Here is a 20,123-nt window from a genome sequence, read left to right on the forward strand (position 1 = left end):
AAACGCCCGAAAAGGGCGGTAAACGCCCCTCTTCTTGCCGCGCTGATTTGTGCATGCCTGTTCGATAATGGTGCTAATAAATTCCTAGAAGCAATGGAATTCACCCGAACAAGCGAGAAATCATGCAAGCACAGCAAAATCAGCGCCAGGCCGCCTCCCTCACCGTCGCGTATTCCGCCGACGACGAGTTCGACCAGGACAGCATCGTCTCGCTGCATGATTTCAAGGACCTGGAAAGCAAGGCGGAAGCGCCTGCTGCTGCCATCGCGTCCGAGCTGCAAGCCGAACCGCAGGCCGAGCCGGCAGCTGAAGCCGACAGCAAGGCGCCCGCCGTCGAACGCCAGAAAATGGAATTGAAAGCCATCCACGAGGCGATTGCCCGCGTGGAAGCGGAAGCGAAAGCTACCTGCGCCGCCGAAAGCCGGGCCCTGGCCGAGGCGCGCGTGCGCTCGCTGGCCGAGGATCGCGCCGCCATCGACGCGGCCGCCGCCGCCGCTGCCCAGCAAAATGCGCAGGCAGCCGAAGAAGCGATTGCCGCCAACCGCGAACGTCTCGATACCATGCGTGCCGCCGCGCAAGCGAGCGTGGCCCGCCTGGAAGCCGTCAAGCAGGAGACGGCCGAACTGCGCGCTCGCGTGGAGTCCGATAACGAAATCCGCCTGGCGGCCGAACAGCGTTCGCGTGCCGAACAGGAAAGCCGCTTGCGCGCCAGCGAACAGGTGGCCGTGCAGTCGGAACTGGCCGAGCAGGCCGCCCGCGCCGCCGAAGAATTGCAAGTGCAGACGGAGCAGGCGCGCCTGCAGGCCGTCGAGCGCGTCGCCGCCGTGCAGGCGGCCAAGGAAGAAATGGTGGGCATCGCTTCGGCCGATGCACGAGTGGCCGTGCTGGCCCGTGAACGCGAGCGCCATGCGCACGGTGCGCGCCAGACGGCGCAGATGCTGGCCGAAGCGGAAAGCGAAGCGCTGGACTTGACGGTGCAGCGCGAGCGCGCCGACCAGATCGCGCTGGAATCGGCCTTTAACCGCGCCGCCGCCGAAGTGCGCGCCCTGGAAGAAGCGCGCGCGCTGGCGCACCTGGAACAGGAGCGCGAAGCCATCGCCTTGGCGCAGGCGGAATCGGAACGCCATGCGGCGCAATCGCTGCGTTTGCGCCTGCAGACGGAAAAGGAATTGCGCGACGCGGCCATCCACCGCGAACGCCTGGAAATGGTCGCCGTGGCCAGCGCGCAGGCGCGCCGCGATGCCGACGTGCGCATCCTTGCCGCCACCGAGGCACGCATCGAGGTGGACCGCCAGCTGCGCGCCGTGGCGCTGGCCCGGGTGGCCGCCGAACAGGATGCGGAAATCGCCGGCCACGCCAAGCTGGAAGCGGAAACGGCGGCCCTCGAAGAAACCAAGGCACGCGAAGCGGCCGAGCAGGCGGCCGCCGTGGCCGCCGCCCGTGAACTGGAAGAGCAGCAGCGCGCCGCCAGCCTGGCGCAGGAACGGGCCGAACTGGCGCGCCAGGCATCGGAGCTGGCCGCCAGCCAGAACGAAGCCGAGCAGGCCGAAGTCGATGCCGGCAAGGCGACATTGGCCGCGCAGGAGCAAGCGTCGCAACTGGCGCAGGAAAAAGCCCGTCAGGCGGAGCAGCTGCTGCAAGCGGAGCAGGAACGCCTGGCCGCGGAACAAGCCGCCATCGTCGCCCTGAAAGAAAAACTGGAAGCGGAAGCGCTGGCATTCAACGCGGCGCAGGAACGCATCGCCGCCGAAGGCGCGCAAGCGGAACTGCTACGCGGCCAGCACGCAGCCGAACAGGCCTTGCGGGAAGCGGCGCAAAAGGAAGCGGACGCCATCCGCATCCTGATGGACCAGGCCCTGGTCGAAGGCGAACAGAAAGCGGCTGCCGCGCAAGCCGTGCAGGCGCAGGCGCGCCTGGCCGTGGAACTGGGACAGGTACATAGCGAGCGCGCCCGCGTGGAAGAAGACAAGGCGCAAGCGGCCGATGCGCTGCTGGCGTCCGAGCGCGATTTCGTCGCGGCCGAACGCGAGTCGCTGGCCCTGATCGCGCAAAAACTGGTGCAGCAGCGCCAGACCAGCAGCGCCGAAGAGCGCGCCTCGCAAGCCATCGCCGGCCGCCTGGAAGCGGAAAAGCAGGCGACGGCGGCCGCCGAAACGCGCGCCGCCATGGAACAGCAGGCGCTCGACACCATGCGCCAGCGCGAGCAGCTGGAACTGGCCGCGCAACAAGCGGCCAGCGAGAAACTCGACGCGCAGCAAGCCTTGCTGGCCAGCGCCCAGGCCCATGCGGCCCTGCAGCGCAAGGCGGCCGAGACGACGCGTGCGATGGCCGCCGCCAAGCAGCAGTTGCTGGAACGGGAGCTGGAGCGCGCGCAGCAGCAGGAGCGCGAACTGGCCGCCCTGCGCGCCAGCCTGGAGCAACCGCAAAGCGCGTTTTCCAGCTCCCTGACCGCCGCCCGCGCGAAAGCCGAACAGGTGAGCTCGGCCAGTCTGACGCGGGAAGTGATCGAGCGGCTGACGCAGCCGAATGACGCGGGAGCCGTCTGGCGTTCGCGCTAGGCTCGAACGTTTAAAACTTCCTGCCCACGCCCACCAGCAGCACATCCGCATCGCGGTGGTAATCCGTTACCACCCGGTTCCACGCCACTTGCGCCAGCCAGTGGCGGTTGACGTGGTAGCGGGCCACGGCTGACAGCAAGCCAGTCAGGCGCGCGTCGTGGCCCCGGGTGTCGCGGCCGTCCCAGGCCATGTATGGCCCGGCACCCATGCCGAATTCCACCTTTTCATTGAGCGAGCGGATCAGCCACAGCTGGGCGGCCGCGCCGCGCCGGTGCGCCAGCGCCGTACTGCCTTCGTCGATGACGGTGGCGCTCCAGTCCACGTATTTTCCCGCCGCGCGCCGGTATTCCAAGGTGAACGGGCGCGAGGATTCGGAGCGGAAGCTGTTGACGATGGTGTGGCCTGTCGATAGGGTCAAGGTGTCGTCATACGCCCAGTTCTGCAAGTGCAGCTTGGCGCCCGGCACGCCGTCATAGCGGTAGCCGGCGCCGATCAGCAGGTGCGTGGTGGCGTCCTTGCCGCTGGGACGGATGCGGTTGACCTGGGCCAAGGCATACCAGCGGTTGTCGAACTGCCAGCGCGCCTGCAGGCTGGCGATGGATCCCCAGCCGTGGTCATTGTCGAAATTGTGCGGCGCTTCGTCCGTCTTGGCCGTGTCGAAGAAAAAATAGCGGCCGATGCCGGCACCCAGCATCAGTCCCTGGTCCACGTTTTTCGTGCGCAGCCACACCTGGCCCGCCATGCCGTCGCGGTGATGGTCTTCCGGATGCCCCTCGTTGATATACGACAGGCTCACCGCATTGTAATTGCCCACCGGCTGCGTGTAACTGATGGCGCCGACAAAGGTGCGTTCATTGGTCGAGTGCACTTTCAGGGCGCCGGCCATGCCGGAGATATCCTGTGCCCGGGCAGACAGGGGGAGGGCGGCGGCCAGCAGGGCCAGGACGGTGTATGGCAGGCGCATGACGTTTCCAGTGACAGAGGTGAATACACGCTAACGGTCGTCTGGCGGAGCATCATGCGATTGCGCAAGCATCTTGCACATTGGCTACATTTATGGACTGTACTGGCCAGAACTCATCACAAGTGTATAAGAAAGTGAGAATGTGTGAGGCGCGCCAGCGATGAGGCGGGAGGGAGGCGCCGGCCTGGCAGGGCCGGCCGGCGCGATGCTGCGAAATTACGGTGTTACTGGCTCAATACGACTTTATCGGCAAAATATTCCGTCTCGCCGAAGCATTGCGTGGGCACGCCCTTGTGCTGGCTGTAGGTGACGAGGATGCGCTTGCCGGCGGCGGCCGTCAATTGCTTCGCCACGTCTTCATCGCGCACGCTGAACTGGAATTTTTCCGGGATGGTGCCCGGCAGCGCCGTCAGCAGCAATTCACCCTCCCATGTCTTGCAGATCCAGCCCCGCTTGGAGAACTTTTGCAGGTAGCCCGCCCGTTCGCCTTCCGAGTACGAGAAGCTGAGGGCCATCCACGTGTAGGCTGCCAGCAGCAGGAAGCCGGCCACGAGGAAGATGGCAAAGGCGAAGGTGACTTTTTTGGTCGTAGGGGTCATGTTAGGGGGTGAATTGTTTAGTTGGAGAAAGAGTTAGTCTTTCCGTCCGGCTTTCCAGTTCAAGCCAAAGTTATATCTTTCGTCCATGGCCTGGTGCGCCGTGATTTTACCTTGGCCGCCGAAGTATTCCACCAATTTTGTCACCTGCAGGTTGCCGCCGTGGTTTTCCAGCATGGCGATGGCGCACATGGCGTGCTGGCTGTCGCTGTCGAGGCGCACTTCCACGGTGGGCTGGCCGGGAATCTCGATCGTCACGACGCCATCGGTGGCGGCCCAGTTCGGCACGCCTTCGTAGATGAAGGCGTAGACGAGCACGCGCTTGATCTGGTCGAAATGGGTGCCGTTGATGAAGATGTTTTCACCGCTGCTGATGCTGCCCGTGCGGTCGTCGCCTTCCAGGTGGATGTATGGTGGACGGTCGTAGGCGCCCCAGCTGTTGCCCAGCGCCTGCACGGCGCTTTTGCTGCCATTGCTCATTTCGAACAGGCAGCCGATATCGAGGTCGATGCCGCCCGAACGGCCAGCCGGCTTGTTGAACAGCTTACCGAGGAAGCCCGTGTCCAGTTTCGATGCGGGCGCCTGGCCTTGCGACGCATTCTGGTTCCAGTTCAGGTTGACCTTGATGCGGCCATAGCCGCCGCTGTCGCGCTTGTCGAGCGAGATCTTGTCGCCGCGTTTTTCCAGGCGAATTTTCGACAGCGAGATTTTATTCGCCGCAGGCGGAGGCGCTGGCGCGGGCACGGAAGCCGGTGCTGGCGCGGGGGAGGACGCCCCCGCTTCGCTGCCGCCGAAGTGCTTCAGCAGCGCTGCCAGGCCGCCCGCGAAACCCTGGCCCACGGCGCCGAAGCGCCAGCTGCCGTCGCGGCGATACAGTTCGCCGATGATGACGGCTTTTTCGTCTTGGAAGTCGTTGCCCGTGAAGGCAAACGTGGCTGCCTGGCCCAGCGCCATGCTGGAGTTGCCCAGCGCGCGCATGCTGCCCTGTTCCGTCGCCGCCGTGAATACCAGCTTGTCGATCGAGGCGGGCAGGCGGGCAAGGTCGACCTGGAAGGTCGAGCGGGGGCCGTTCAAGTCCACCGTGATGGCGTTATCGGGTGCGCTTTTCTGGTTGAAGAACACCATGTAGCGGTCATCCGACAGCTTGCCGGCCGCATCGACGCCGAAGCAGCTGACGTCCACTTCCATCGAACCCGAAACGATATCGAGCGTGACGGCAAACGGGCCATTCAGGCCCAGGTCCGCCAGTTTGCCTTTTTGTCCGCGTGTGAAATTGGTCATGGTCGTGCAATCCCTTCGTCGCTTGAGAGTTGAGTCAATGAGGTAGTCGGATGGTGCGCGGCGGCGCCATCGGCCGCATGGCGGATGCCGAACAGGCGCGCCTGCTCGATGATGCGCAGCGCCCAGCTGGAATGGGTCGCCACTTCGCACATCGATTCCTGCATGCGGAACACGGCCGGGCTGTCCGGGTCGATGATGCGCAGCGCCAGTTCGATGTCCGACTGCGCCACCTGGTAGTGGCGTTCGATCTGCGGCACCTGGTCCGGATGGATGGCCGTCTTGGCGATCATGCCGTGCGCCATGTCCTGCGCCACTTCCGCGTCGAGCCAGCTGCCCTGCGACAGGTGCTCGAAGACGGGCGCCGTCAGCTGGAAGCCGTGCGGCTTGAAGATGGTGACCAGGCGGCCGATGACCTGGCCCAGCGGCGTCTGGTAGATGGTGCCGCTGGTGGGGCGGCGCAATCCCAGCAGGGCCAGCAGATCGTTGCCGCCGATGCGCAGGGCCAGGATGCGGCGCCGCACTTCCGGCGCGGACAGGATGATGCGGAACTGCTTCATTTCCTCGTCGTCGAATACTTCCGCCGTTTCCAGGGTCGGCATCAGCAGATGGTGCGTGTGGCGCACCAGCTCGAAATACGCGTTGAAATTGCTGCGCGTGGATTTCGGCAGCACGAAGCCGCTCAATTTGTCGGCGCCCGGCATGGCCAGCACGCGCGCCAGCACGTCGAGATTACGCACGCGCACGAAGCGCAAGGTATCCGATTCGTCGCACATGTTTTGCAGCGCCAGCGACAGGTTGAACAGCGCGTAACTGAGGTCGCGTTCGGCGATGGCGTCTTCGGTGCAAAGGATCACCGAGCGCAAATGGCTGAATTTGTCGCCATTGGCGATCGCCAGCAAATCCTTGTGCGTGGTCGGCACATACATGGAGGCGCCGAGCGCCGCTTTATGCTCGCTTTGTGGGTGTAGGGAGTTGTTATCCATCGACTGCGCTCCTGATAAGGGCGACCGCCTGGTAAGGCAGCGCCGGTTCTACTGTGACGGGTATGGCTTTTTCCTGCGCCAGAAGCAGCAAATGTGCCACGTCCGGCGCATTCGTGTCGCGCACGATCAGGCGCTCGGGCACGCGGCGCAGCAGCACGCGCGTCGCTTCGCCGATGCCTGGCTTGATCAGGTTGATGTCGCTGATGCCGTATGCCTGCTGCGTGGCAGCCATGTAGGCTTGCGAGCGGGCCGCCATGGCTGGCGCATCGCTCGCTTCGGCCAGCGGGATGCCGCTGCTGGCGGCAATTGCCACGGCGTCGGCCACCAGGCCGTCGGCGAAAGCGCGCGACTGGTCGTGCTGCTCGAACTGCGCGTAGTACACGCAGCCGTGGAAGTCGCCGGGGGCTATGGCTTCGTTGAGCACGGAGCGGCTCACCAGCCCCGAGACGGTGGCATTCAGAATGCTCGATGGGATCAGGTAGTCGCTGGCCGAGGCGGCGCAGGCGGCCGTGCCGGCCAGGTCGGACAGCACGAACAGGCCGCCGTCGATCGCCGTGCCATGCGCCGCATTGAAGTCATTGACCGTCTGGCGCAGTTCGCGCGAAATCACGCCCTTGCCCGTCCAGCCGTCGACGAAGACGAGGGAGTCGGCCGCATGGCCCTGCGCCAGGATGTGCTGCAGGGCGTTCGCGTCGATGCCGCGGTCGCGGATGATGGAGACGGAATAATGGCTGCATTCGCGCTGGAATACCTGGCGCAGCAAGTGACCCAGGATGACGCCCACGGGCGTGCCGGCGCGCGCCAGCGACACCAGCGTGATGGAACCCGTGCGGCGCGCCGCGATCAGCGCGGCCAGGCGCAGGCAGTCGCGCGCCATCTGCAGGCGGTTGGCCGCAAACGCGCTCTGGAACAGGGCCAGGTAGGCGGGCGAAGGCAAGGACTCTGGCGACAGCATTTCGCTGTAGTGGCGCTGGCCGGACTGGATCAAACGCTCTTTTTCGGCCAGGTCGCGTATCGGTTCGAGCGCCATCGGTGTGAGCAGGAACTCCACGTCTTCCTGGCGGTAGCTGCCGCTGAAATGCTGCGTGCCGCCGGTCATAGCGCCGCCACCGTGAGTGCCGCCAGCTGGGTGCCGTTGGGGATGATGGCGTAGTCGCAGGCGGCCATGAAGCGCGCGTCCGAACGGCTGTCGCCCATGCCGAAGCTGACGATGGGGCCATGTTCGGCTTCCAGTTCCGCGCGCAGGTAGGCCACGGCGCGCGCCTTGTTCAAAGTCTTCGGCAGCACGGCCAGGTTGTTGCCGTTGCGGTGGATGAAGTAGTCGGAACCTTCGCTCGCGATCCACTGCTGCAGCACCTGCTCTTCGATGTCGGCCAGGCGTTCGCCGCGCGCTTCATGGTCCTTGACGACGATGTAGAACGGCGTGTTGTAGTCTTCGATCAGGCGCGCGCGCGAAGGCATGCCCGCCTTGGCCTGGAAATCGTCAATGATGCGCATGGCGTCCCGCAGGCCGGGCAAGGCCGTCTGCATGTCGTCCTGCATCAGGGCCAGCCAGCCAGAGTCGAGCGCGCCGCCAGGCTGCAGCACGATGCCGCCGTAATCGAGCACGCTGTAGCTGGTAAACGGCAGGTCGACGCGGCGGAAGGCGTCGCCATTTCTCGCCGTGGCCGGAATCAGGGTCATGCCGCTTTGCGCGAATTCAAAGAAGGCGCGCTGGCGCGCCGTCGTAAATGAACAGGCGTCGCCATTTTTCAAATAGGCGGCCGCTTGCAGGTCGGTCTCGCCCGGGCATTTTTTCGGGGTCTGGAACAGTGTGTCGTCCAGATCAACAAACAGGAATTTCTTCAATTTTGGTCTCTGACTGAAAGTGGAACAGGCGGCCGTTCAACTGGCCGGCGAGTTGCATGAGGGCCGGGCTGGCCGGGGTTTCATGGCAGATGAAAACGTGCTGGTACTGGCCAGGCGCCACGTTGTACAGGTAGTTGGCGATGCCTTCGCCGTAATTGTCGTCGCAGTTGACGATGTGGCCGACGGAACCCCACGACAGGATCGGCGAGCGCGTGGTCGACTGCACCACGACGTTCTTGCCCAGCGCTTCGAGTTCGCGCGCCAGCAAAAACGACGGGTGCATGAATTCGCCCGTGCCCAGCACGAGCACGGAGTCGCCGGCGCCGATTTCCTGCGCAAGCTGCACGGCCAGGCCTTGCGGCGGCGCCAGGGCGCGGCCCACGCCGATGCGGCCGAACGCGGGGCTGGCGCCCCGTTCCGCATTCGCCTCGAAGCGCTGCGCGCTGGCCGCCACCGGCGCCGGCGCATCGCCGGCCTGGAATGCATACTGGCCGGAGAGCGCCGCGCCGATGCTGGTGGGCAGGCCGAAACGCTCGCTCAAGCCCGTGTTGGCGGCCTGGCCCATGAAATTGGTAATGACGCCCAGGTGCAGTTTTTCCAGCTGCGGGTAACGCGCGCGGCACACTTGCACCAGGTTGGCGAAGGTGTTGCCGGTCGACGCTTCATCGTCGATCAGTACCAGGCTGCGCGCCGTGGAAAACAGGGCGCTGGCCGCGTCCGATAAATGCAGGAACTGGCGCGGCGCGTGGCTGTGCGATTCCTCGAATTCGAAGAAGGGCACCGTGCCCACGCGGTAGCGCGAGCTGTGCAAGAACAGGGCCTTGCCATTCGGATTGGCGCGCAGCCATGCCTCGAACACGCCCTGGCCCAGGCCGACGGCCGTTTCCGCCATGGCGATGAAGACGACGGGACCGGGCAGGCTGGGAGGAATCTGCGCGGCCAGGTCGTCGTGGATAGTTTGCATGGCGCGCGGCGTGACGGGCCAGTGCTTGCCCAGCACCTTGGACAGGAACAGGAAGCCCCGCTTGGCGTTGGCGCGCGCGGCAAAGCCGATCAGCCAGTCCAGCGGAAAGCGCGCCTCGTCCACTGTCAAGGTCAGCTCGCCCGTGGGCATCTGCTGCTTGACGATGTTCATGGCAGCTCCACGGCGTAGGCGGCTTCGCCCACGCGCATGCCTTCCTGGACGGCGGGCACGGTGAGCTTGTCAAAGCCCTGGTCGAAACCGGCCAGTGCCAGGTAAGGCAGGTTGGGACCGGCCGCGCAAGCCATGCCGATGCCGCCCGACATGCGCGGGTTGATCTCCAGCAGCGCCAGGCCATTCGCGCCTTCGCGGAACTGGATGTTGAAGACGCCATTCAGGCGGTAGTCGCGCGCGAGTTTTTCACAGGCCGCCAGCAGGTCGTCGCGCAGTTCGATCAGCTGGCCGCTGCCGCCCCCGTGCAGCTTCTTGCGCGGCACGGCGCAAACGAGCTTGCCCTGGTCGGCGACGCAGTCGGCGCTGTATTCGTGGCCATCGAGGTATTCCATCAGCAGCAGGGTCTTGAACGATGCCATCTGCGCCAGGCCGTTGCGCAGCTCCTGTGCATTGATCTGGTAGGCGGCGCCGGCCAGCAGCAGCTGGGCGCTGGTGCGCTCTTCATCGAGAATGGCAAAGCCCAGCGCATACACGGATTCGGACGGCTTGATGCACAGTTTGCGATGCAGCGGCCGCAGTTCGGCGTAGGCGGCGTCGTATTCGGCGATGGTGGTCACGGCGCGGTAGTCGGCCGGGCGCGCCATCGGCAGATCAAGGCCGTCGCAGAAGCGTGCCTTGTCGTGCATCAGGGTCAGCGTCTCTTCGCTGGCCACGCTGAGTACGCGCGTGCCGATGGCGGCGAAGCGCGCACTGGCGCTGCCGATCAGGCCCGCTTCCTTGCCGGGCCAGAAAATCGTGATGCCCCGCTCGCGGCAAAATTCCAGGCACCACTCGACATAATTGAAGCCTGTGAGGCCCGATGGTTCGACCGCGTATTCGTGGGCCGACAGGAAGGCAGCCGCGTGCGCGTTCGTATTGCTGCACACGATGTGATAGCGGGGCGCGCCGTTTGTCGCGGCCATATCGGCCTTGCGGATCAGGCGCATGGCCGTGCCGACCGAGGAAAATGTTTTGTTGAACCAGACTCTTTGCATGTACGGGGACCGGGTGGAAATAGGGGAGCCGCGCGCAGGTGCGCGCGCGGGGATTCTAAACGACCAGACTTAACCTGGCCTTAGAGGGAGGAAATCAGCCGGCTTTGCCCGACGCCGTCCACTTCAGGAACGCATCGCGGTTGCGCGAGCAGATGAAGACCTTGCCCGAGCCGGAAAAACGCAGCACGATGCCTTCGCCGCTGGTCACGCTGTTGACGATATTGCCGAGGAAGCCGCCGATGCCGCCGCCGCTCGCGCCGCCGCCCGTGGTCACGGAAATCTCGTATTTCAGGCTGCTGTCCCAGCAGACCACGTGGGAATTGTCGATCACGACATCCTTGCCCGGCTCGACGTCGAGCTGGAACATGGAGCCGAAGCCCGACACCACCACTTGTCCCGTGCCGGCCGTCTCCATGACGAAGAAGCCGCCCGACTGGGCGAACAAGGCGTTGCCGATGCTTTGCGTGCGCACCTTCATTTCCGTGCCCGAAGTGGCGGCCACAAAGGCGCCGTCGTTGAGCAGGTACTGGCGCGCGCCCACGTCGACCACTTCGATGGCGCCCGGCAGGGTGGGCGAGAGCAGGCAGTCGCCGCTGCCGCGCACCGCTTCGATGTGCTGCTGGAAGAACGATTCGCCATTCGCGAAGCGGCGCATGATGGCGCTGCCCAAGCCGCCCGTCATCTTGCCTTTCAAGTCCAGCGCCGTCTCCATCATCACCATCGCATCGGATTCGCAATAGATGGTTTCGCCCTGCTTCATGCTGACGTGCAGGAATGGATCGACGTCGCCGGTGACACTAAATACTGGCATGATAAATCTCCAAAAAAAAGCCGCCTGAACTGTGCAGGCGGCAGCAATGATATGACATTAAGATAATTCACCTCGGAAAACCGTAGCGAGCAAGCTCGATTTCGGGTTAAGTCGCGCAGCTGTACGGAGGTACGGGACCGCCGAGGTAGCGAGCAACGCAGGCCCGAAAGTGAGCGGCGCAGTAGGTTTAACGAGCGTGAATTAGGCGTTGACGCCGAACGAACGGGCGAGTGGGCCCAGGCCGCCGTTGAAGCCCTGGCCGATGGCCTTGAACTTCCATTCGCCGTTGTAGCGGTAGATTTCGCCAAAGATCATCGCCGTTTCCGTCGAGCTGTCTTCGGACAGGTCATAGCGGGCGATTTCTTTTTCGCCTTCCGCGTTCAGGCAGCGGATGAAGGCTTTCGAAACCATGCCGAAGTTCTGGCGGCGCGCGTCGGCGTCGTGAATGGTGACGGTGACGCTGATGCGGTCGATGTCTGCCGGCACGCGCGACAGGTCGATTTCGATGCGCTCATCGTCGCCTTCGCCTTCGCCCGTGGTGTTGTCGCCCGTGTGGACGACGGAACCGTCGGTCGACTTCAGGTTGTTGTAGAAGATGAAGTCAGAGTCGCCACGGACTTTGCCGTCGCTTTTCAGGAGGAACGCGCTACCGTCAAGGTCGAAGGTGGCGCCGTCCGTCGAACGAGGATCCCAGCCGAGGCCGACGATGATCTTCTTCAGGTTCGGTGCTTCCTTGCTCAGGTTGACGTTGCCGCCTTTTTGCAAACTGATTGCCATGTGGTGCTCCTTTTTAATAAATAACTCAAACAGACCTGCATGGGATGAGCGCCATGGCGCTCGTGCCATTACTCTTTCAACTGGGGGCGGAACCCCCGATTTCAAGCTTCTGCCGCGTGCCGTTTGCGATAACGCAGCGATGACCACAGCGAGACGAGGATGAAGGCCACGCCGGACAGGCCCGTAAACCACTCCGGAATATGGTACTTGACGGATGCCAGCATGATCAAGGCGAGGATGCCGATCGCATAATGGGCGCCGTGCTCGAGGTAGACGAATTCGTCCAGGGTACCCTTGTGTACGAGGAAGACCGTCATCGAGCGCACGAACATGGCGCCGATGGCCAGGCCCAGCATGATGATGACAACGTCGTTGGTGATGGCAAAGGCGCCGATCACGCCGTCAAAGCTGAACGAGGCGTCCAGCACTTCCAGGTACAGGAAGCCGCCGATACTGCCGCGCGCCACCGTTTTTACCAGGTCGCCATTGCCGTTTTTGGCCGGCGCGGCGCCTTCTTCCGCCTCATCCTGCAAGTCCGGTTCGCCTTCTTCCAGCAAGCCGCTGATCCAGTTCACGCCGATGTAGACGGCGATGCCGACGATGCCCGAAGCAAGCACGCTGTATTTTTCGTCCACGGGGCCCATCGCCACGCAGGCAGCCACGGCGCCCATGGTGATCAGCACGGCCAGGCTTTCGGTGCCCAGCGCGTTGACTTTTTCCTCGGCCCAGCCCAGCCAGTGCAATTCCTTCTCGTCGTTGAACAGGAAGTTCAGGAAGACCAGCAGCAGGAAAGCGCCGCCGAAGGCCGCCACTTGCGCATGGTTGTCCGTCAGGTGTTTGGCATACACATCCGGTGTCGTGGTGGCCATGGTCCACACGTCGACCAGGCCCAGGCCCGTAGCCACCGATACGATGACGAGCGGGAACAGCAGCCGCATGCCGAAGACGGCCACGAGGATACCGACCGTCAAGAACAGTTTTTGCCAGAACTCATTCCAGTGGCGCAAGACCGAGGCGTTGACGACGGCATTGTCGAACGACAGCGACACTTCCATGATGCCCAGCACGCCCGTGATCCACAGTGCCTGGATCATGCCGGCCATGCCGCCATGGCTGTAACCCCACCAGCCCGACACCGCCATCAGGATAAAAGTGACTAAAAAGGAAATTCTGAAATGCCGCATGAGGACCCCGTTGCAAGTATGAAGACGTTTGATTATCCGCGCCGCTGTGCGCGCCGCACTCAGTGTTGATATACGTCAATTGTTGTATATGCCATGATTTTATATGATCGCCGCCGCTGGCGGCGTTTTTATGGCATGGCGAAGGACGGTTCTGCTAACGCGGTTGATCTGCGATAATTGCGGCGCGCCTGTCTGGCTGCCGCAGCCCCAGACACACTCTCTACATATATATAAGAAGGAATACCCCGTGGATATCGCTTACCTCGTCACGCCCCTGATCGCCTGGATCCTGGTCGGACCGATCAAATTTCTGATCAACAGTGCCCGCACGCGGCAATGGGCGTTCGGCCTGGTCGGCAATGGCGGCTTTCCCAGCAACCATAGCGCCGTCGTGTCCAGCATGGCCACGCTGATCGCCTTGCGCGAAGGCATCGGTCATCCCGCCTTCGGCGTGGCCGTGACGTTGGCCTTCATCGTCATCATCGACGCCAACAGCCTGCGCCAGCACGTGGGCAAGCAGGCGGCCGCCATCAACCGCCTGGCCAAGGAAGCGGACAGCGCCGCGCACAAGACCTTGCGCGAGCGCATGGGTCATACCCTGGTGGAAATCGCCGGCGGCCTGTGCACGGGCGTGGCGATCGGTTTCCTGATCAACTACGTGTTTGCCCGCTAAGTTCGCTTTTCCTGAAACGCAAAACCCCGCTTCAAGGCGGGGTTTTGCGTTTCAGGGCGTAAAAACTACGTTTCATCCATTGATTAAAGCGTTACAGGAAACGGCCGATTGACATGCCCGGATGCGCTCATGGATACTTTGGCGCTTGTGGTTTTAATAAAAATAAATGCTTGCTATCGCCTGCAGCCCTATCCGGGCCGCCGGGACGGTCGTGGCGCTATCTATCCGGAGAATTACCCATGTTGCGCAAAACCCTGTTTGTTCTGGCAATCGCTTCTGCCTTGGCCGCTTGTGGCAAAGAGTCCAAAGATCCCGGCAAAGGCGGCAAGGATGGCAAGGAACAGGCGGGCGCTAGCGTCAATCTGCTCGTGTCGCCGGAAGACTTGCTGACCATCCAGAGCAATGCGCTGGCGTCGGGCCCTGTCATCACCGGCTCCGTGCAGCCCGAGCGCAACGCGGACTTGCGCGCCGAAGTGTCGGCCGTGGTGATCCAGGTCCTGAAGGAAAACGGCGAAGCCGTGAAACGTGGCGACGTGCTCGTGCGCCTGGACGAAACGGCCATCCGCGACAGCCTCAATTCGGCCGAAGAAGCGAGCCGCGCCTCGAGCCAGGTGCTGGAACAGTCCGAACGCATGTTCCAGCGCATGAAAACCCTGCGCGCCTCGGGCATGACGTCGACGCAGGCTCTGGAAGATGCGGAAATCCGCCGCAACAATGCACAGAGCGATCTGTCCGCCGCGAAAAGCCGCGCCGCCCAGGCCCGCCAGCAGCTGCAGCGCACCCTCGTGCGTGCGCCGTTCGACGGCATCGTGAGCGAGCGCAAGGTATCGAATGGCGATACGGCGCAAATCGGCAAGGAATTGATCAGGGTCATCGATCCGACCAGTATGCGCCTCGAAGGCCTGGTGTCGGCCGACAAGATCGGTGTCGTCAAGGTGGGCCAGCCCGTGCTGTTCCGCATCAATGGTTATCCGGGCCAGGATTTCGCGGGCAAGGTGCGCCGAGTCGATCCTGCCGCCAATGCCGTCACGCGCCAGGTGGCCGTGCTCGTCGATTTCAACGACAAGGAACAGCCGCGCGTGGCCGGCCTGTATGCGGAAGGACGCATCGAGACGGAAACCGTCAGCGCGCTGATGATCCCCGACTCGGCCCTGGTGAAGGCGGGCGACGTCACGTACACATGGAAAGTCAAGGACAAGGCCTTGCATAAAGTCAACTTGCGCATCGGCGCGCGCGACGTGCGCACGGGCCAGTGGGAAGTGCAAAGCGGCCTGGCCAGCGGCGACACCGTGCTGCGCACGCCGGGCTCGACCTTCAAGGATGGGCAGAAAGTGGAATTGACGGCAGCCAAGGCCGTGCCCGCCGCTGCCGTGGCCAGCAGCAGCGCCGCCGTTGCCGGTAAAGGAAACTAAGCCATGTTCCTTTCCGATTTCAGTATCAAGCGGCCCACCGCCACCATCGTCCTGATCCTGGCGATGATGTGCGTCGGCTTGCTGGCGCTCAAGAAACTGCGCGTCAACCAGAACCCGGACGTCGAAGTGCCCTTCATCGTCGTCAGCATTCCTTACCCTGGCGCCTCGCCCGACACGGTCGAGCGCGAAGTGGTGAACCGCCTGGAAAAGTCGCTGCAAAGCATTTCCGGCGTGACCGAAGTCAACAGCGATTCGAATGAAGGTTCTGCCAGTATCTTCCTGAAGTTTTCCTTCAATACCAATTTGATCGAAGCGTCCGACAATATCCGCAATGCGATTGCCGCCGTGCGCTACAAGTTGCCGACGGAAATGCGCGAGCCTATCTTGCAGCGCATCGACCCGGCTGCCGAGCCGATCATGCAACTGGCGCTGTCGTCGAATTCGCAAAGCCATGCGGAAATCTCGCGCCTGGCCGAAGACGTGCTGTCGGACCGTTTCCGCACCGTCGATGGCGTGGCGCTGGTCAACGTGGGCGGTTCGCTCAAGCGCGAACTGTCCGTGCTGCTGCGCGCGGAAAAATTGCGTGAATACAATGTGTCCGTCAGCGACGTCGTGACCGCCTTGCGCAACCAGAATACGAACGCCCCCGTGGGCAAGGTGCGCGGCACCCTGGACGAGAAAAGCATCCGCCTCGTGGGCCGCATCGAGTCGCCGTCCGATTTCGAACAAGTGGTGATCAAGCGCCGCGGCGAGGAAATCGTGCGTCTGGCGCAAGTGGCCACCATCGAGGATGGCTTTGCCGAAGTCAACAGCCTGAGCATGCGCAGCGGCAAGCCCAACGTGGGCATTTCCATCACCCGCGTGCGCGACGCGTCCACCGTCAGCGTGGCCAACAAGATCCGCGACATGGTGGCGGAAATCAACAAGACCTTGCCGAAGGGCACTTTGTTGCAAGTGACGCGCGACGGTGGCGAAAACGCCCAGCACAGCTTGAACAACGTGATCGAATCGCTGGTGCTGGGTGCCGTGCTGACGATCTTCGTCGTCTACGCTTTCCTGAACTCGTGGCGCTCGACCCTGATCACGGCGCTGAGCCTGCCCACGTCCGTGATTGCCGCCTTCATTGCCGTGTGGCTGTGCGGCTTTACCCTGAACTTCATGACCCTGCTGGGCTTGTCGCTGGCCATTGGCGTGCTGATCGATGACGCCATCGTCGTGCGCGAAAACATCGTACGCCACATGCAGATGGGCAAGGACCGCCGCACGGCCGCGCTGGAAGGCACGGCCGAGATCGGCATGGCCGTGGCCGCCACGACCTTCTCCATCATCGCCGTCTTCATCCCCGTGGCCTTCATGCCCGGTATCTCCGGCGAATGGTTCCGCCCGTTCGCCTTGACGGTGACGTGCTCGGTGCTCGTCAGCCTGGGCATTTCGTTTACGCTCGACCCCATGCTGTCAGCCTACTGGGGCGACCCGGTCGAGGAACACTCGGCACCGAAAAAAGGCATCGGCCGGGTGCTCGATAAATTCAACCACTGGTTCGACCACCAGGCCGACCGCTATGGCAGAGTCATCGCCTGGGCCCTGCATCACCGCCGCTGGATGGCCGTCATCGCCTTCGGCAGCCTGGTGGGCGCCATCGTTCTGCATGCAACGCATGGCGGCACGAGTTTCCTGCCGGCATCCGATTCGGGCAACCTGATGATCAATGTGCGCACGCCATCGTCGAGCAGCATCGAGTATTCGCGTCTGAAACTGGAAGCGGCGGCCGTGCTGGCGCGTACCTTGCCTGAAACCAAGGATACCAATAGCTCCATCACCGCGGGCGGCGGACGAGTGTATGTCGACATCGGCAAGCGCAACACCCGCAAGCGTTCGGCCAAGGAAATCGCGGTCGAACTGCGCGAGAAGATGTCGCGCCTGGTGGGTGCCGAATACGTGGTGCAGGATGACTTGAGCAACGGTTCGCAAAAACCGATCCAGGTGGAATTCACGGGCCCGGATTCGCGCAAACTGATGGAAATTACCAATGCCTACATGGACAAGCTGCGCGCCATTCCTGGCGCCGTCGACGTGGGCCTGTCCGAGCAAGACCCGAAGAATGAGCTGCAGATCGAACTCAACCGTGGCCTGGCCAACTCGATGGGTATTTCCGTCAACGACGCGGCGCAATCGCTGCGCGTGGCCTTTGCCGGCGTGGAAGTGGGCGACTGGGTCGATCCGACGGGCGAGACGCGCGACGTGGCCGTGCGCCTGCATCCCGACGACCGTGTGGCATCGGAAAACATCGAGCGCCTGCCGATCAGCGTGACGGGCACGTCGCAAATGGTGCCGCTCGACCAGATCGCCACCATTACCATGGGCAAGGGGCCGTCCGGCATCGAACACAAGAATGGCAAGCGCACGATCACCGTGTCGGCCAATGCGCAGGGCCGCTCGAACGGCGAAGTGACGAGCGACGCCATGAAGCTGGCCAACTCCATCGACTTTCCGCCCGGCTACGGCCTGGCGCTCGGTGGCGCGGGCCAGGACCAGCAAGAGCTGTTCACGGAAATGCTGATCGCACTGGTGATGGGTATCGGCCTGATGTATTTGATCCTGGTGATGCAGTTCGGTTCCTTCACGGCGCCGGTGGCCGTGATGATGTCCTTGCCGCTCAGTTTGATCGGCGTGGTGGTGGCGCTGGTGATCACGAACAACACCCTCAACCTGATGAGCTTTATCGGCATCATCATGCTGATGGGCCTGGTCGCCAAGAACGCCATCCTGTTGCTCGATGCGGCGCGCAAGCGCGAGGAAGAGGGCCATGGCCGCGAAGACGCGCTGATGTATGCGGGCCGCATGCGTCTGCGACCGATCCTGATGACGACGTTTGCGCTGATCGCCGGCATGTTCCCCGTGGCGCTGGGCCTGGGCGAGGGCGGCGAATTCTACCGTCCGCTGGCGATCGCCATCATCGGCGGCACCATCACCTCGACGATTCTGACCCTGCTGGTCGTGCCGACCTTCTATGACAGCATCGAGATCGCCCGCGATGGCGCCGTGGCCAAGTTCCACCGCCGCGCCGCGCGCATGCCTGTGGCCGTGGCCATGATCCTGACCTTGCTCGAGTGCGTGCTGACCCTGCTGATGGTGCGCTTCGTCTACCGCATGCTGAAAAAGGCCGTGCTGTTCCTGATGGGACGCCGCACACCGAAAGCGGCGCCGGTCAGCCTGCAAAAGTAATACCGGGCCAAGGCGCAGCTTTCGCTACGCCGTGGTATTGCAAGAGCCTTCTGCGGAAGGCTCTTTTTTTGCCTGCGCTTAACTGCTGCGCGGCGGCGTGGTGGTACCCGTACCAGTGCCCGTACCAGTGCCTGTGCCTGTGCCCGTACCTCCGGTGCCGGTTCCCGTGCCCGGCGTGGTGCCGTTGGGTGGCGTGGTTGGCGGCGTGGTCGTGCCATCGGGGTTGGTCGTGCCTGGTGTCGTCCCCGGCGTCATGCCGGGTGTCGTGGTATCCGGCGTGGTGGTACCCGATGTGCCGCTGGTCCCGCTTGTTCCGCTGGTGCCGGGTGCGGTTGCCGGGTTCGTCGTGTTCGGCGAGGTGGTGGCACCGGTGCCAGTGTCGGTGTCGTTACGTTTGTTGCATCCGCCCAGCAGCGCACAGACGATGGCGCTACCGAGAACGAGCTTGCTGGTGGTCAGGAGTGGAGCCGTCATGATTGTTCCTTTTCAGTGGAATGCTGTCGTGGAAAAGCATGCCTTGCCAGATCGCGCATCTGGAACAAGGCTGGCATCGTTTGCAAAATTTAGAGTAGGCAGGTGGGCGCAGGTTCACCACAATTACAAATGAGCGGCGTTGTGGGCGCGTGGAGAGCGTTTGGTTTGACGTAGCGCAAACCTGCAGTAGCAAAATTTGAAACGGCCAGGACTGTGTGCCTTGGCCGTGGACCATGCTTATTTCGACGGAGAAATCTTGCTCACTTCCACTTCCCAATCCACGCCCGACTCGACGTGGTGTTTTGCGGCAAAGTCGCCCTGGCTGATGGCCACGGCCACGTCGAGCAGGCTGTTCAGGTAGACGAGGGGCTTGCCCTTGGCCACGCCGCCAAACGTGTGCTCGAACGGCGCCGTGACCTTGGCCACTTGCTTGCCCTTGTGCAGGATGCGCACTTGCAGCGGATCGTGCAGTTTCACCTGCAATTCGTCGAGCAGCGATTTCGGGATATTCGTCCACACGTTGCCATACTTGACGTCGAGCACGGGCACGATGCCGCGGATGGTATTGCCGTCGCGTACCGGTTTTTGATACGCGATCTTGACCACGGATTCGCTCGGCAATTGTGGGCCCACCTGTTCATAGCGGATGGCACCCGAGGCCAGGCGCGCACCGACATAAGCGTACACGTCGCGGCCATGGAAGGTGTAGGACTCGGCGGAGCCCGCCAGGCGGTTGACCTTTTCATCGATTTCGCGCAGTTCCGCCACGCCGTCGCGCTCGGCGATCAGGGTGAACAGGCCATTGTCCGGCCCCACGAAATAGCGGCCGCCCTTGGTTTTCAGCACCACCGACTTGCGCGCCGTACCCACGCCCGGATCAATGACGGACACGAACACCGTGCCTTGTGGCCAGTAATTGGCCGTCTGGTACAAACGGTAGGCGCCCAGCCAGATGTCGTAATCGGGAATCTGGTGCGTCAGGTCCGAGATGGTCAGCTGGGGATCGACGCCATAGGCGACGCCATGCATGGCGGACACGGCGCCATCGGCCGTGCCGAAGTCCGTCATCAGCACCAGCGGTGCGGCGGCCTGGGCGGCGGACAGCATGAGGGCGCTCAGGCAGGCGCCGGCGACGAGGTGGGATATTTTCTTGATGATCATGGGTTCT

Annotated in this window: 17 protein-coding genes; 4 read left to right on the top strand and 13 right to left on the bottom strand. The window is 63.2% G+C overall.

The features are described 5' to 3' along the window. Nucleotides 1–122: 122 nt before the first annotated feature. Nucleotides 123–2,558 (top strand): hypothetical protein, encoded by a 2,436-nt coding sequence (locus OPV09_RS09050; RefSeq protein ID WP_072456295.1) that lies wholly within the window; start codon nucleotides 123–125, stop codon nucleotides 2,556–2,558. Between the two features lie 10 nt (nucleotides 2,559–2,568). Here OPV09_RS09050 and OPV09_RS09055 read toward each other — a convergent pair whose 3' ends face one another. The 11 genes from OPV09_RS09055 to OPV09_RS09105 form a co-directional block, all read right to left on the bottom strand. After that, nucleotides 2,569–3,522: a hypothetical protein gene (locus OPV09_RS09055; RefSeq protein ID WP_338681322.1), complete on the bottom strand. Its 954-nt coding sequence runs from the start codon at nucleotides 3,520–3,522 to the stop codon at nucleotides 2,569–2,571. Nucleotides 3,523–3,746: 224 nt separating this feature from the next. Further along, on the bottom strand, nucleotides 3,747–4,121 hold the full coding sequence (locus OPV09_RS09060) for a hypothetical protein (RefSeq protein WP_034759290.1): 375 nt from the start codon (nucleotides 4,119–4,121) through the stop codon (nucleotides 3,747–3,749). A gap of 33 nt (nucleotides 4,122–4,154) precedes the next feature. Then, the gene (locus tag OPV09_RS09065) at nucleotides 4,155–5,399 is read right to left on the bottom strand and encodes a TerD family protein (RefSeq protein WP_338681323.1); all 1,245 of its coding nucleotides are present in this window, start codon (nucleotides 5,397–5,399) and stop codon (nucleotides 4,155–4,157) included. After that, nucleotides 5,396–6,382: an HpcH/HpaI aldolase/citrate lyase family protein gene (locus OPV09_RS09070; protein WP_034759282.1), complete on the bottom strand. Its 987-nt coding sequence runs from the start codon at nucleotides 6,380–6,382 to the stop codon at nucleotides 5,396–5,398. The genes OPV09_RS09065 and OPV09_RS09070 overlap by 4 nt, the downstream gene beginning before the upstream one ends. Continuing rightward, entirely contained in the window at nucleotides 6,375–7,481 is a 1,107-nt protein-coding gene (locus OPV09_RS09075) for a cysteine protease StiP family protein (RefSeq protein WP_338681324.1), read from the bottom strand. Before OPV09_RS09075 ends, OPV09_RS09070 begins: the two co-directional genes overlap by 8 nt. Continuing rightward, nucleotides 7,478–8,230 carry an HAD family hydrolase gene (locus OPV09_RS09080; protein ID WP_319993167.1) on the bottom strand — a complete coding sequence of 251 codons (753 nt, stop codon included), beginning with the start codon at nucleotides 8,228–8,230 and terminating at the stop codon, nucleotides 7,478–7,480. Before OPV09_RS09080 ends, OPV09_RS09075 begins: the two co-directional genes overlap by 4 nt. Continuing rightward, nucleotides 8,208–9,365, bottom strand: a complete 1,158-nt coding sequence (locus OPV09_RS09085) for a phosphoribosyltransferase domain-containing protein (protein WP_070300865.1) — start codon at nucleotides 9,363–9,365, stop codon at nucleotides 8,208–8,210. Before OPV09_RS09085 ends, OPV09_RS09080 begins: the two co-directional genes overlap by 23 nt. Further along, entirely contained in the window at nucleotides 9,362–10,399 is a 1,038-nt protein-coding gene (locus OPV09_RS09090) for an ATP-grasp domain-containing protein (RefSeq protein ID WP_338681325.1), read from the bottom strand. The genes OPV09_RS09085 and OPV09_RS09090 overlap by 4 nt, the downstream gene beginning before the upstream one ends. Nucleotides 10,400–10,493: 94 nt before the next feature. Next, a complete protein-coding gene (locus OPV09_RS09095) occupies nucleotides 10,494–11,210 on the bottom strand; it encodes a TIGR00266 family protein (protein WP_034759265.1) in 717 nt (238 codons plus the stop codon). A gap of 201 nt (nucleotides 11,211–11,411) precedes the next feature. Continuing rightward, nucleotides 11,412–11,987: a TerD family protein gene (locus OPV09_RS09100; protein WP_034759261.1), complete on the bottom strand. Its 576-nt coding sequence runs from the start codon at nucleotides 11,985–11,987 to the stop codon at nucleotides 11,412–11,414. A gap of 101 nt (nucleotides 11,988–12,088) precedes the next feature. Beyond that, a complete protein-coding gene (locus tag OPV09_RS09105) occupies nucleotides 12,089–13,171 on the bottom strand; it encodes a DUF475 domain-containing protein (protein WP_338681326.1) in 1,083 nt (360 codons plus the stop codon). A 247-nt stretch (nucleotides 13,172–13,418) separates the two neighbouring features. On the opposite strand from OPV09_RS09105, the gene OPV09_RS09110 reads away from it, so the two are divergent. The 3 genes from OPV09_RS09110 (at nucleotide 13,419) to OPV09_RS09120 (ending at nucleotide 18,481) form a co-directional block, all read left to right on the top strand. After that, nucleotides 13,419–13,844 carry a divergent PAP2 family protein gene (locus OPV09_RS09110; protein WP_338681327.1) on the top strand — a complete coding sequence of 142 codons (426 nt, stop codon included), beginning with the start codon at nucleotides 13,419–13,421 and terminating at the stop codon, nucleotides 13,842–13,844. Nucleotides 13,845–14,083: 239 nt separating this feature from the next. After that, nucleotides 14,084–15,256 carry an efflux RND transporter periplasmic adaptor subunit gene (locus OPV09_RS09115; RefSeq protein WP_338681328.1) on the top strand — a complete coding sequence of 391 codons (1,173 nt, stop codon included), beginning with the start codon at nucleotides 14,084–14,086 and terminating at the stop codon, nucleotides 15,254–15,256. Nucleotides 15,257–15,259: 3 nt separating this feature from the next. Continuing rightward, the gene (locus OPV09_RS09120; RefSeq protein WP_072456308.1) at nucleotides 15,260–18,481 is read left to right on the top strand and encodes an efflux RND transporter permease subunit; all 3,222 of its coding nucleotides are present in this window, start codon (nucleotides 15,260–15,262) and stop codon (nucleotides 18,479–18,481) included. A 78-nt stretch (nucleotides 18,482–18,559) separates the two neighbouring features. Here the strand turns inward: OPV09_RS09120 and OPV09_RS09125 are convergent, their stop codons facing one another. Both OPV09_RS09125 and OPV09_RS09130 read right to left on the bottom strand, forming a co-directional pair. Further along, entirely contained in the window at nucleotides 18,560–18,955 is a 396-nt protein-coding gene (locus tag OPV09_RS09125) for a hypothetical protein (protein WP_338681329.1), read from the bottom strand. Nucleotides 18,956–19,192: 237 nt separating this feature from the next. Continuing rightward, complete coding sequence (locus tag OPV09_RS09130; RefSeq protein WP_080698823.1) at nucleotides 19,193–20,116, bottom strand: SAM hydrolase/SAM-dependent halogenase family protein; 924 nt, start codon at nucleotides 20,114–20,116, stop codon at nucleotides 19,193–19,195. Between the last annotated feature and the right edge of the window lie 7 nt (nucleotides 20,117–20,123).

The sequence above is a fragment of the Janthinobacterium sp. TB1-E2 genome, assembly GCF_036885605.1.
GTDB classification, from domain to species: Bacteria; Pseudomonadota; Gammaproteobacteria; order Burkholderiales; family Burkholderiaceae_D; genus Janthinobacterium; species Janthinobacterium aestuarii.